The organism is Calothrix sp. 336/3, assembly GCF_000734895.2.
In the GTDB taxonomy this organism is placed as follows: Bacteria; Cyanobacteriota; Cyanobacteriia; order Cyanobacteriales; family Nostocaceae; genus 336-3.
In genome coordinates this window covers 363,484-377,805 of sequence record NZ_CP011382.1, presented here as the reverse complement: position 1 = coordinate 377,805, position 14,322 = coordinate 363,484, and the positions used below count along the sequence as shown (strand labels likewise).

General features: G+C 42.8%; 9 protein-coding genes. 5 read left to right on the top strand and 4 right to left on the bottom strand.

What is annotated here, in order from left to right:
* Positions 1 to 318 precede the first annotated feature (318 nt).
* The 5 genes from IJ00_RS01570 to IJ00_RS01550 are packed head-to-tail and all read left to right on the top strand — an operon-like array spanning position 319 to position 6,220.
* Complete coding sequence (locus tag IJ00_RS01570) at positions 319 to 2,505, top strand: chemotaxis protein CheA (RefSeq protein ID WP_035149352.1); 2,187 nt, start codon at positions 319 to 321, stop codon at positions 2,503 to 2,505.
* Positions 2,498 to 2,968, top strand: a complete 471-nt coding sequence (locus IJ00_RS01565; RefSeq protein WP_035149349.1) for a chemotaxis protein CheW — start codon at positions 2,498 to 2,500, stop codon at positions 2,966 to 2,968. The genes IJ00_RS01570 and IJ00_RS01565 overlap by 8 nt, the downstream gene beginning before the upstream one ends.
* A gap of 17 nt (positions 2,969 to 2,985) precedes the next feature.
* On the top strand, positions 2,986 to 4,287 hold the full coding sequence (locus IJ00_RS01560) for a methyl-accepting chemotaxis protein (RefSeq protein ID WP_035149347.1): 1,302 nt from the start codon (positions 2,986 to 2,988) through the stop codon (positions 4,285 to 4,287).
* 23 nt (positions 4,288 to 4,310) lie between these two features.
* A complete protein-coding gene (locus IJ00_RS01555) occupies positions 4,311 to 5,384 on the top strand; it encodes a chemotaxis response regulator protein-glutamate methylesterase (RefSeq protein ID WP_035149344.1) in 1,074 nt (357 codons plus the stop codon).
* The gene (locus IJ00_RS01550; protein ID WP_035149341.1) at positions 5,384 to 6,220 is read left to right on the top strand and encodes a protein-glutamate O-methyltransferase CheR; all 837 of its coding nucleotides are present in this window, start codon (positions 5,384 to 5,386) and stop codon (positions 6,218 to 6,220) included. The genes IJ00_RS01555 and IJ00_RS01550 overlap by 1 nt, the downstream gene beginning before the upstream one ends.
* A 1-nt stretch (position 6,221) precedes the next feature.
* Here the strand turns inward: IJ00_RS01550 and IJ00_RS01545 are convergent, their stop codons facing one another.
* The 4 genes from IJ00_RS01545 to IJ00_RS26890 all read right to left on the bottom strand — a co-directional run bounded on the left by IJ00_RS01545 (position 6,222) and on the right by IJ00_RS26890 (position 14,273).
* Positions 6,222 to 6,542 (bottom strand): hypothetical protein, encoded by a 321-nt coding sequence (locus tag IJ00_RS01545; RefSeq protein ID WP_035149338.1) that lies wholly within the window; start codon positions 6,540 to 6,542, stop codon positions 6,222 to 6,224.
* Positions 6,542 to 8,164, bottom strand: coding sequence for a PRC-barrel domain-containing protein (locus tag IJ00_RS01540; RefSeq protein ID WP_046814688.1), 1,623 nt, complete (start codon positions 8,162 to 8,164; stop codon positions 6,542 to 6,544). Before IJ00_RS01540 ends, IJ00_RS01545 begins: the two co-directional genes overlap by 1 nt.
* Before the next feature lie 16 nt (positions 8,165 to 8,180).
* Complete coding sequence (locus IJ00_RS01535; RefSeq protein WP_035149336.1) at positions 8,181 to 8,378, bottom strand: hypothetical protein; 198 nt, start codon at positions 8,376 to 8,378, stop codon at positions 8,181 to 8,183.
* A gap of 456 nt (positions 8,379 to 8,834) precedes the next feature.
* Positions 8,835 to 14,273, bottom strand: coding sequence for a PA14 domain-containing protein (locus tag IJ00_RS26890; protein ID WP_052754354.1), 5,439 nt, complete (start codon positions 14,271 to 14,273; stop codon positions 8,835 to 8,837).
* Between the last annotated feature and the right edge of the window lie 49 nt (positions 14,274 to 14,322).

Here is a 14,322-nt window from a genome sequence, read left to right as displayed (position 1 = left end):
TCTGGCAGACTCATGCCTTTAAGATGTATATTGAGATACAATTGCTTGAAATCGTTGGAGTAGTACCAAAGTTGGTAAGATTCGAGAGACTGATGACTATATCATTGACATTTGTAACATTTTCTTCCTTTCCAAATTATTGTTGAAAGTTCGAGTTGAATAGCAACAATGAGATTGCATATTTATTAGTTTACCATTAAAATAACACTATCATTTTCATGATTAAAAATCTAAACATTATTTGAAAGCGGAATATTGCTGAGGCTTGAAATTAAATTAATATGAACACAAAGCATCTACTTTTTCACAGAAAAGACAATGGAGTTAACTGAAATCAACGATGATATAGAAGCATTCCTGATTGAGAGTTATGAAAATCTAAATCAAATTGAACAAGATATTATTTCTATTGAGAAAGTATCAGAACAAGGAGAAGCCCTAGTTCGTATTTATCGGTCACTCCACACAATTAAAGGAAACTGCGGCTTTTTACCATTTCCCAAATTGGAATCACTTGCTCATGCTGGGGAGAATTTGCTCTCGTCTTTACGCGATCGCCAACTAGCAATCACCCCTACGGTTATCAATACTTTACTGCAAATACTTGACAGCATTCGGCAGATTCTGTCGGAAATTGAAGCAACGAGGCATGAAGGCGATCGCGATTATTCAGCACTGATTACGAGTTTAACTCAATTGCAACCACCTGAGCAGACAACGATCGCATCTGTTGTTAATCCGCCAGAGTCACAGACAAATATTGATACTACGTATTTCAATAACGAATTTCCAGAAGTCTCAACCCCGACAGCATCAGAATCTTCACAGATCAGAGTTAATGTTAACTTGTTAGATCAGGTGATGAACCTCATGGGTGAACTAGTTTTAACCCGTAATCAGGTGATGGGATTTAGTTCCAAGTTTAACGATAGTAGCTTTAATGCTACTTGCCAACACCTGAGTCTGTTGACATCCCAGTTGCAGCAAGAAATCATGAAAACTCGGCTGCAATCAATTGGTACCATTTGGCAAAAGTTTCCTCGCGTCATCCGCGATTTGGCGATCGCTTCCGGTAAAGAAGTGAAACTGGAGATGGAGGGAGGAGATACTGAACTGGATAAAAGCATTATTGAAGCGATTAAAGATCCCTTAACTCACTTAGTACGCAACTGTATAGATCATGGCATTGAGTTACCAACCGAGCGGACTGCTTGTGGAAAGTCGTCTGTGGGACGGTTATTTTTAAGAGCTTTTCATGAAAGTGGTAAAGTCAATATTGAAATTGGCGATGATGGTCGTGGTCTGGATGCCGAAAAATTAAAAAAACGAGCGCTGCAACTGGGGTTAGTCAGTGCTGTAGAAGTTGCCTCCATGGGTGATTCGGAGGCAATAGACTTAATTTTCTTACCTGGCTTCTCTTCTTCAGAACAGGTGACAAACCTTTCTGGACGGGGAGTCGGGATGGATATTGTCAAGAGTAATATTGATAAAATTAACGGCGCGATTGAAATTTATAGCCAGCCAGGACAAGGAACAACATTCAAAATTAAGATTCCCCTAACCTTGGCAATTATTCCCGCATTAATTGTCACCAGTGGTGGCGATCGCTATGCTATTCCCCAAGCAAGTATACAAGAGCTAGTACGTCTAGAAGCACAGGCAGTTCATCGGATTGAGATATTTTACGATGTCCCTGTGTATCGTTTGCGGGACACTCTTGTACCACTAGTTTATTTAAATCAAGTATTACAAATACCCAATAGTCTCACTAATTTGGAAATGTTCAGTCTCGTAATTGTACAAGTTGATAACTATCAATTTGGATTAGTTGTAGACACAATTGAAGATATCCAAGACATTATGGTGAAACCTCTAGGAAAACAATTAAAGGCGCAATCTTTATTTGCGGGAGCAACTATTCTAGGGGATGGCACAGTAACATTAATTATTGATATTGTGGGTTTGGCAAACCGCTCTGGTGTAACCGCAAAACAAAAGCAGCAGTTATTAATTGAAAACGCGACAAAAGACCAAGAGCAAGTTATAGATCGCCAAACAATATTATTGTTTGAGGGACCCGCAGGCGCTCGTATGGGCATTCCATTGACCATTGCCTTTCGCCTTGAAGAGATTCTTTGCTCTGCGGTAGAGAAAGTAGGTAATCAAGATGTCATACAGTCTTACGGTAAAATTTTGCCACTAATTGACCTGCACAAGATATTTTCCCCTAGTGATAAAAATGATCTCCGCGATCGCATTCAGACAAACCTTGCAGAGACTCTCCAGATAGTGATTGTCTCCCCCTCCTCAGAACTCAGCTTGGCACTAGTCGTTGATCGCATTCTTGACATTGTAGAAGAACCACTGATAATCACAGGTGTCTCTAGTAGACCAGGTATACTGTTTTGCGCTGTATTTCAGGGTAAAATTACAGAAATCCTTGATATTGAGGCTGTAATTCGCATTGCTAACCCTCATTTACTGCAATTGATGACTAATGGCTGAACAACAAATTTGTACGTTTTTTCTTCAAGGAGTTTATTTTGGTATTAACGTGCGACACGTTCAAGAAGTGATTCGCCCACAAACAATAACTCGTATACCCCTAGCCCCACCAGATATCTGTGGCTTAATTAATTTACGCGGACAAATTATTACTGTCATCGATTTGCAACGTCGATTAGAGATGAGCCAACAACAGACACAATCAAATATAAAACTTGTAGATGAGTTCCAGGGATTTAATCTGATTGTAAGTTTTGAGGATGAAGTAGTCAGTCTGTTCGTCGATGATGTTGGCGATGTCTTAGAGTTTCCACAAAATAAGTTTCAACCCCCACCTACAACCTTAAAAGGTAAAATTCGTTGGATGCTAGCCGGAAGTTACCCTCTCCCAGATGGATTCTTGCTGGTTTTAGATCCCCAAAAAATTCTAAATGTTAATTTGATAAATCATGTTACCGAGTAATTGAGGAGCGCTTTGCAATGACTACGAATCGGACTGCAAAAACAGCCAACTCTAAATCTTCCTCCGAGGCTAGTGTAGCTTCGCCGAGTGATAACGGTGTCACAAAAGAGCAACTGCAAGCGTTATTATTAGCACTGAAATCTGTAAGAAATGGTGATTTTAGCGTCCGTTTAGCTAACGAGAATGATGAACTAGGTGAAATTGTCTCAGTTTTTAATGAATTGGTAAGTTTAAACCAAAACTTTGCCCAAGAAGTTTCTCGCCTAACAACCGAAATTGGTACAGAAGGGAAACTTGGCTCTCAAGCTGTTGTCAAAGGAGCAGAGGGGAGTTGGCAAGGATTAATTGATAACTTTAACCAAATGTCTACAAATTTAAAAGAGCAGATTCAAAGTATTAATGAAGTCACCCTTGTGGTTGCCCAAGGAAATTTATCCAAACAAATTGAGGAGAGTAATGCTGGAGATTTTAAGCAACTCACAGATAATGCCAATCAGATGATTAGCAGCTTGAAGTCTTCAATCAAGCAGATGGCAGAAGTTGCAACAGCCGTTGCGTCTTCATCAGAAGAATTGACCGCAGTTAGCACAGAAATGACTCAAAACGCCGAACAAACTGCTGAACAGGCAACCTCAGCATCTAGCTCCGCCGAACAGGTGAGCCAAAATAGCAGTACAATTTTGACTGCGGTAGAGCAGATGAATGCCAGCATTCAAGAAATTGCTAAAACCGTCATAGAAGGGGCAAAAGTCACGACTCAAGCAGTTAAAACAGCTGACCGCACCAATGAAACAATTAATAAACTTGGTCAAAGCAGCATTGAAATTGGCAAAGTAATTAAAGTGATTACGGCGATCGCAGGGCAAACAAACTTACTGGCGCTGAATGCGACAATTGAGGCTGCAAGAGCTGGGGATGCGGGGAGAGGATTTGCTGTAGTGGCAAACGAGGTGAAAGAATTAGCCAAACAAACAGCAAATGCCACTGAAGATATTAGCCAACGTATAGAAGCGATTCAGACAGATACAAAAGCTGCGGTTCAAGCCATCACTCAGATTACTGATATTATCAATCAAATCAACGACTTTCAAAGCACGATCGCGAGTGCCATTGAAGAGCAAACAGCAACTACAAATGAAATTAACCGCAATATTGCTGAGGCAGCCCAAGGAACATCTGATATTGCCAAAAATATCGCAGTTGTGGCATTGAATACTCAAAGTACAACGATTGGTACGAGTAATACCTTACAGGCAGCTACAGAATTATCGCGTATGGCAGTAGATTTGCAAAAAGTCGTCAGCCAGTTTATATATTAGTTTTTCCCTATCCCCAATCCCCAATGCCCAAAATTCGGGTACTAGTTGTTGATGATGCGGTAGTAGTTCGCAGCCGAATCAGTAAGATTTTATCCATCGATCCAGAACTGGAAGTGGTAGGAGTCGCTGCCAACGGTCGCATTGCCCTTGCCAAAATTCCCCAGGTCAATCCTGATATTGTGATTCTGGATATCGAAATGCCAGAAATGGATGGTTTACAAACTCTGTCCGCGATTCGACAAATCTACCCCCAGCTACCAGTGATTATGTTCAGTACCTCTACACAGACTGGAGCGATCGCCACCCTCGAAGCTCTCTCTTTAGGGGCTTCAGATTATTCCACAAAACCTAGTAACTTAGGAAGTGTAGAGGCGATAAATCAACATATTCAAGGGGATTTAATTCCCAAAATTAAAGTATTTGGTGCAATAACTACCACAGTGACAACACCAAGTATGGTTGATCATCCAGTTGTTTTTCCTGTTTCCACCCATCCCCAGGGGGTAGAGGTTGTCGCAATTGGGGTTTCTACTGGGGGACCTAATGCCCTAACTGTATTGCTTAGAGAGCTTCCAGCCGATTTATCAGTTCCCGTTCTGATTGTGCAGCATATGCCCCCCATGTTTACGAAACTATTAGCTGAACGCTTATCTTCTAAATGTCAAATCCCAGTGAATGAAGCGGTTCCGGGAGTGGTATTAGAACCTGGACAAGCTTGGATTGCACCGGGAGATTTTCATTTAGTTGTGCAGCGTGACAAAGATGTAGTTAGACTTGCAACTCATCAAGCACCGAGCGAAAATTCCTGTCGTCCTTCAGTAGATGTACTGTTCCGCTCAGTAGCAGAGGTTTATGGCAGTAGCGCGATCGCAGTCATCCTTACAGGTATGGGGCAAGATGGGTTACATGGCTGTAAGTGTATCCGTGAGGCGGGTGGACAAGTGCTAGCCCAAGATAAAGCCAGTAGCGTAGTGTGGGGAATGCCTGGTTTTGTGGTTAATGCTGGACTTGCCGATCAAATTGTTCCCCTTGAGCAAATGGCAAGTGAAATTATGCACCGAATTCGTGATCATCAAATTCCTATTTCAGGTCTGTAATGAAACAGACTCAAAGCGTAAGCGCCAATGATTTTGAGTATCTTCGTCAATTAGTTCATGAGCATTCAGCAGTTGTGTTGTCTGCTGAGAAAAGCTATCTGGCGGAGCTACATTTACAGCCAATTGCCGAATCAGGAGGATTTGCTGGAATTGCTGAGCTGGTGGCACATCTACGCACTCAACCCTTTAATTATCTTCACATCCAAACCATCGAGGCATTAGTCACTAATGAAACCTCATTCTTTCGAGATCATCACCCATTTGAAGCACTGAGACAATACATACTACCAGAGTTAATCAAAAAACGTTCTCCTGAGCGATCGCTCAACATTTGGTGTGCTGCTTGCTCGAATGGACAAGAACCCTACAGCATCGCCATGCTAATTCGTGAACATTTTCCCTTGCTTACCAATTGGTCTATAAGGCTAATTGCTAGCGATTTTTCCACCAAAGTATTAGCACGCGCCCAAAAAGGGCACTATAACCGACTTGAAATTAGCCGTGGACTATCTAAAAATCTCCGTGACAAGTACTTTCATCAGTTAGATAGTGAGTGGCAAATAAAGGATGAAATTCGCCAGATGCCAGAGTTTCGTCAGCTCAACCTGATGCAATCTTGGTCATCCCTTCCCGAAATTGACGTGATTTTTTTACGCAATGTTTTAATCTACTATGATATGGCAACCAAAAAAGACCTGCTAAAAAAGGTAAAACAGCAATTAAAAAAAGATGGCTACCTGTTTCTCGGTAGCACTGAGACGATTATCAACCTCGATGGCTCATTCAAAAAGGTTTCATTTAACAAGAGTATCTGCTATCAATTGCATAATACTTAAACTAAGTAATCCCATAGAAAAAGCGTCTGTGCGAGAGAATAGCTAGTAAATTGGCAAGCAAACAGATACTTCCTAGCGCCAATAAAATGTATGTGGGAGCCATGACTACTCCGATTGTGAACCAAGCAAATACGTGCAGTATCATCAATAGAGCCAAAAAACTAGCAATGAAAGCAGTTTGCCAGATTTGAATAGTCCGATAGCCCAAAAGTGTAAAAATGATTGTTGATGAGGTCGCAAGTAAATTGGCTGGAATTAAAAAAGCACAAATTCCAATGCAGTAAGTAGTTGAGAATTCAGTTAAGGTATTAAAGTCGAGCATTAATTTACCAATATTGATTTAGATTCAAGTTGCGATCGCCCATTACCTTGATGCGCTAGGGCTGCCATTCCGTGTTCTGATGCACGTAACTCCTTATCAGAGATTTCTGGCTCCTTAGTATAAACTGAACTCAGCAAAATATTTAGAATTCCACTTTCTTCAGCCTGACGGACAGCACGATGGGTAATTAGTTCGCCCACATTCAGAATTACCTTGTCTTCTGGGTCAAGAATGACACGGGTAACTGGACGACCCAATGCTTGTTCAATCCGTTGCTTTTTGATTGCCCTTGCGCTGCGTCCTTGTAGCTTTTCAGACTGCTTTTTCAAGGTTTGCCAAAAACTACTGAGGTTCTCTTGAGCAATATTTGCTCCGTCGCGTAGTTGAACTTTGGTTTCTAACCAAGTGTCATTAGCGCTAGAATGCGCCGTGCTTGCCAGATGTAGACCAGCAGCGTTAAGTAATTCTACTTCTTTACCGTAAGCCTGGGTACGAGCGAGAACAGATTCGGTCACAATTTGCCCAGATGCGGCAATAATTAAGCCATCGTTAGCACGCACCGTTTCCAAGACTCTACGCCCTTTTGCTTGTAGAAGCGCTACATGTGCAGCCACCCCATCAACTGAGTGACGTAGATTAGCAACACTACTGTGAGTGGCGCTCCCAATTTGATTACCAGTAGATTGGATTGCTGCTTGCAGATTGCGGCTGATATTTGCAGTTAGACTGCCACCGGTAGCTCGATAGAGTTCATCAAGGATACCCAAGCGTTCGGCGGCTTCTGCATCAACTAGGGTGACTTCCTGTCCTTGCAGTAGCAATACATTTCCGTCTGGAGTCCGCACATCCTGCTCAACATGCTTGCCAATCACATATATTTTTTGCTCCCCAGGGTCAATCAGATTATTTGTCAGCGAAGCAGTTGCATCTCGATTTAGGTCTTGCAGTTTGCTGCTAGTAGCATCAGTTGCAGACTGTAATTGCTCACTTGCATTCTGCCTTGCTTCCTGTAGATGCTGATTTACAGTTTGAACTGCTGCTTGCAGTCTACGGTTAGCAGTCTCAGCTGAGTCTTGGAATTTATCTTCAGTAGCGTTAACGGCTCCTCGGATACCACCAACCTGTTCTGCCATCATTTGAGCCGTTTCTGGAGGCACAAAAGCAACATCGGAACCAATTTTCAGCGTTTCGGGGGCAGGAACAAACGATCGCCCAGAGTAAGCATCGGCAAACACACCACCTGAAACTTCGTATCCTTCCACCAGTCCACTATGCTCATCAAAGAACAAATCAACCAGTCCGCCGAGATCGAGTCCCTCTGTGGTGAGAATTCTTGTACCTCTGAGGACAATATTCTGGTGCAAAATCTCTTTTATGGTAGGGACGAGATGTGCCTCAACAACAGATTCTTGAGAGTTAACTACGATTGCATCTAACCCGATAGCTCGTACCTCTTGCAGAGGAATCACTTTTGCATCCCGAAACAGTCCCTTCTCTTCAACTAAAAAGCCCAAAATTTGATTATGATTTTGATCGAAAATTAAATCTTGAATGCGCTCAATTTTTTTACCCGCGTCGTATGTGACGACTACTTTATCGATAATATCACTACCTTTACGCATTTATGCCTCGCAATTTTTACTTATTGGTTTGTCCAGTGACTTGTTCATTGTTTGACTGACTTTTTTGTGGAAAAAAGCGTTCCTCTCGACCAAAACCAGGAACAATGTTAATAACGCCAAAGTATTCGTAGATGGCTCCGAGCATGGCGATAATGGTGATGAGAATGATGATATTTGCTCCAGTATGAGAGCGTTGTCCTATAAGTCTTGGCATTTTTCTCTTTTATTTTATTGATTATTGTTTTTATAGCTAAACTTCCTACCAATATTAGGCAATATTATTTGCAAAAATAAGATAATGCATCTATCTATTTATCTAGATATAATTTCATACAGTTTTTTTCTACAATAAATTCCCAAGATATCTTTCTAAGGATATATTTCTCAAGAGATATTTTGGATTTAGTTGATTTCAAATTATTGAATCTATTTTAAAAATAAATATTTCTAACCCTAACTAGGGTGTACACGCTAGCCTACTATCCCAGAAAGTCTACCCCGATAACACATCGGCGATCGCTGAACTGATGAGAAGGAATGTTTATGGGAAATTTCGGATTTTTCGCCTAGCGATCGCACCCCTTCTCCAGCAGGTAATAGACAAATACATACGATAAAAGGGGAAAAGATGTTTACACCTTATCCCCCATTCACCAAAACCTGTATTGAATTAGGTAGATGGTGGTACAAGAGTCCAGCGACCGATGGAATTGCCAAACAAGCTGGCAAAATAGAGATTACCATCGGGACCACTAGACATTTGTACAGGTGTCAAGAGATTAGAGTCAAAACGTTGCACGGAGACAACATTGCCAGCACTATCTAACCTCAGTGAATCTACTGTACCCTTACTGATATCACCGATAAACAAAGCACCTTGATAGATAGAAGGATAGGTTGTACCTGTGTAGAAATCACCCATAACGATCGCGTTGGAACCGCCAGTATGGGGATAGGCGTAAATTGGCGCAGTTACAGGAGAACCACTGGCATAGAAAGCCTGAGCTTGTGGTAAATTGCCATAATCCGGTTGTTGTAGACTATTACCATTGCCACCTTCAAAATAGGGCCAGCCAAAGTTCACACCACGTCCGGTATTGACTTCTTCCCAACCTCCCCAACCAACATCCCCAATCACAGGAGTATTATTTTCTTTGTTGATTGTAAAGCGGAAGGGATTACGTAGACCTAGATTGTAAACTTTAGAACGGTTGCTTGTGGGATTGCCATCGTAGAAGGGGTTATCAGCTAAACCGTTACCAGTGATGGGGTCGATTCGCAGTATCTTACCAGAAAGGTTATCAATATCTTGAACTCTCACACCTCTTTCATCTCTACGGTTGTAGGATGTACCATCCCCATTACTCACGAAGAGGGAACCATCAGTACCAAAACGTAGCGCTCCAATGGTGTGGGATTCACTATCCGTTGCTAGGTAATCGCGGACATTTGTACCGTCAGGGTTAATTCCCGAAGGAGGAATGGTGAAGTCATCGGTACTGTTGCCATCAGGACGACTAGTATTTGCCCATGTACTATTGGTACCAAGAAGCACAACTTCGCTACCAGCAATTGCCGTAAAGGTTGTGGGGTCAACGGTGACTCGAATCACGCGGGAAGGACGATTTCCTGCACCATCGGGGTCATCATAATTGGTGTTGGGGTTGATATTGTTGTATGCTTCTGGTGGATCATAGGTAAATCCCAGGTAGACGTAGGGATTAGTAGAGAAATTGGGATGGACAGCTAGTCCCAGTAAACCGCGATCGCGGACATCATTCACCTGAGCAGAGATATCGATAAAATCTGTTACCGCCTGAGTGGCATAATTATATACCTTCACCACGCCATTTTTCTGGGCAATGAACATCCGAGAACCATCGGGAGTCCAATCAAATGCTGTGGGTTGGTTCAAACCAGAAACTACAGTCTGTCTGGTGAAATTACCGGGGTCATCATCGATAATAGTAACTTCTAAGCTTGCGGGAGGATTTAACCCCACATTCACAGCATTACTGAAATTCACCCTTAATTTTTCGTTTACCTCACCAACATTATTATTCACCAAGGGAATCGTAATATTCTGGGTGCGCTCTCCCACCGCAAAATTCAGAGTTCCAGAGACAGCTAGATAATCACTACCTGCCACAGCTGTATCATTTTGAGTGGCATAATTTACACTAGCAGCCTGGGTCGTATTACCCCGCTTCACCGTCACCACAACCGTACCATCATTCTCATTTACTACAGGAGCAGAGAAAGTTAAGAATGTGCGATCGTCATCCTCAAGAATAACTCTTCTGGTTCTTTGAGTTCCCAAATCTGCACCCTCTGGACGATCGATAACAAAACTAAAGGTCTCATCCACTTCTGCCAGAGTATCATTCAAAATCGGTACTGGCACAATCTTGCTTGTTTCTCCAGGAGCAAAAACTAATGTTCCTTGCACTGGGGTAAAGTCACTACCCGCAGTTGCACTCTCAGCAATGGTTTGATACTGAACACTAGAAGTCACATTTAAATTATCACCACTGCGTAACACTGTGAAACTGACGGTTCCATTACTTTCGTCCACACTTGCAGGAGAAGATCCTAAAGTAATTCTCGGTGGATTAGATGGCAGATACAGACGAGATTGGGGAATGATTTCCCTAGTTTGGGATAAACTAGACCAACCCAGTTGAGCAACTGCTCCCCCTCCATTCTCGTAGTACTCCATACGGATGTCATACTTTTGACCAGCTTGCAGGGTAATTTGTCCAGTTGCTTCCGTGGGAGATTGGTCAACAAAACGGTTGATAACTTGCTGATTGTTGATGAATAGACGTACACCGTCATCTGTTGTGGTGTAGAAGGTGTAGGTTTCGCTGTAACGGGGTTGAATTTGTCCTGTCCACCGCACTGAGAAGGTGTCTGCACCTATATTTGCTGCGGGGGAACCTGTACCCCAGTCAAAGTTAACTGTTGCGTCGGTGCGGATAAGTGCGAGGTTGGTGAAGTTCTGGTTATCGTAGTATTCTCCCTTGAGTCCAGTTCCCAAACCAGTGACATCAACTGCAAAAGTCCCTAGGGTGGAAGAACCTGTAAAACTACCATCGATATCACTGACTTGATTAGGTTGTAGGGTAATTGTATACACACCATCATCTGCACCGTTCCAACTACCTCCAGGAGGGGTAATCCGGTAGGTGGCAATCCGAGGAGTCCCATTACTGGGTGTATTGACACCGACGAAGGTTGCTAATTGACTGAAACCACCTGTTCCGGTGACTAAGATATCTTGACTATCGAGGGTGGCAACATTTACACCTGTATCATCTGTGTAGGTAACGGTAAATTCATAACTCGTACCACCAGCAGTACTAACATTGCTTGCAGTCAGGTTAGCTGTGGGTGAAGAAGTGCTATACAGACGAGATTGGGGAATGATTTCCCTAGTTTGGGATAAACTCGACCAACCCAGTTGAGCAACTGCTCCCCCTCCATTCTCGTAGTACTCCATACGGATGTCATACTTTTGACCAGCTTGCAGGGTAATTTGTCCAGTTGCTTCCGTGGGAGATTGGTCAACAAAACGGTTGATAACTTGCTGATTGTTGATGAATAGACGTACACCGTCATCTGTTGTGGTGTAGAAGGTGTAGGTTTCGCTGTAACGGGGTTGAATTTGTCCTGTCCACCGCACGGAGAAGGTGTCTGCACCTATATTTGCTGCGGTGTAACCTGTACCCCAATCGAAGTTGACTGTTGCGTCGGTGCGCGTCAGTGCTAGGTTGGTGAAGTTCTGGTTATCGTAGTATTCTCCTTTGAGTCCAGTTCCCACACCAGTGACATCAACTGCAAAAGTCCCTAGGGTGGAAGAACCTGTAAAACTACCATCGATATCACTGACTTGATTGGGTTGTAGAGTAATTGTATACACACCATCATCTGCACCGTTCCAACTACCTCCAGGAGGGGTAATCCGGTAGGTGGCAATCCGAGGAGTCCCATTACTGGGTGTATTGACACCGACGAAGGTTGCTAATTGACTGAAACCACCTGTTCCGGTGACTAAGATATCTTGACTATCGAGGGTGGCAACATTTACACCTGTATCATCTGTGTAGGTAACGGTAAATTCATAACTCGTACCACCAGCAGTACTAACATTGGTTGCAGTCAGGTTAGCTGTGGGTGAAGAACTGGTATACAGACGAGATTGGGGAATAATTTCCCTAGTTTGGGATAAACTCGACCAACCCAGTTGAGCAACTGCTCCCCCTCCATTCTCGTAGTACTCCATACGGATGTCATACTTTTGACCAGCTTGCAGGGTAATTTGTCCAGTTGCTTCCGTGGGAGATTGGTCAACAAAACGGTTGATAACTTGCTGATTGTTGATGAATAGACGTACACCGTCATCTGTTGTGGTGTAGAAGGTGTAGGTTTCGCTGTAACGGGGTTGAATTTGTCCTGTCCACCGCACTGAGAAGGTGTCTGCACCTATATTTGCTGCGGGGGAACCTGTACCCCAGTCAAAGTTAACTGTTGCGTCGGTGCGGATAAGTGCGAGGTTGGTGAAGTTCTGGTTATCGTAGTATTCTCCCTTGAGTCCAGTTCCCAAACCAGTGACATCAACTGCAAAAGTCCCTAGGGTGGAAGAACCTGTAAAACTACCATCGATATCACTGACTTGATTAGGTTGTAGGGTAATTGTATACACACCATCATCTGCACCGTTCCAACTACCTCCAGGAGGGGTAATCCGGTAGGTGGCAATCCGAGGAGTCCCATTACTGGGTGTATTGACACCGACGAAGGTTGCTAATTGACTGAAACCACCTGTTCCGGTGACTAAGATATCTTGACTATCGAGGGTGGCAACATTTACACCTGTATCATCTGTGTAGGTAACGGTAAATTCATAACTCGTACCACCAGCAGTACTAACATTGGTTGCAGTCAGGTTAGCTGTGGGTGAAGAACTGGTATACAGACGAGATTGGGGAATAATTTCCCTAGTTTGGGATAAACTCGACCAACCCAGTTGAGCAACTGCTCCCCCTCCATTCTCGTAGTACTCCATACGGATGTCATACTTTTGACCAGCTTGCAGGGTAATTTGTCCAGTTGCTTCCGTGGGAGATTGGTCAACAAAACGGTTGATAACTTGCTGATTGTTGATGAATAGACGTACACCGTCATCTGTTGTGGTGTAGAAGGTGTAGGTTTCGCTGTAACGGGGTTGAATTTGTCCTGTCCACCGCACTGAGAAGGTGTCTGCACCTATATTTGCTGCGGGGGAACCTGTACCCCAATCGAAGTTGACTGTTGCGTCGGTGCGCGTCAGTGCTAGGTTGGTGAAGTTCTGGTTATCGTAGTATTGTGCATTTAATCCTGTGCCTAAATCTAGGACTCCAGAATAGTTGACAATGGAACTTGTCTGGGAGGCGATCGCCCCTCCATTAAAAGCAATAGTAGTAGTAATTTTCCCTGCCTGAAACTCTAAATCCCAATCACCACCGGCTTTGTGATTACCTGTTAAATCAGTTGATGCAGCAACATCTGCTTGAGTTAGTTGACTGAATTGCTGTACAAACTTTTTACCAGATTCATTACCGGCAACATTACACCCATACAAGAGGATGTCTGCACCTGTAGCTAAATGGGATGACCATTGTTTCAGCTGTTTGCTGTATTTTTTCAGGTTACTACCATCAATTGTGGTATTACCTATCTGTATCCCACCACTCATCCCATGGGAAACAATATGTACACTGGAGATATTTTTATATTGAGATAAAACTTGGCTAATTTGCTTGATACCATCACGACGACTATCAACGAGAAAAACGTCCGCGCCTTTGGTAATGTTTGCTGCTAGACTTTCATAGTCAGCAATGGCGGTATCTATAAAAACTAGGTTTTTTGACCCTGATTTTGATAAGTAATGAGATAAATCTTTGAGGTAATCTTTCCCATCTAGTTGATGGGTATAATAGCTGGATTTGCCAAAGGTTTGGATATTATCTTTTGAAAAATCTACTTGAGGATTTGCTTGAATTCCTGAGCCGTAATTAATGGCAAGATTGTTGTCAACATTCTGGGTTTTGTTAAAAACATTCATATGTAAAAAAGATTAATAAACAAAAAACGACAAAATACTCTACCTCTAT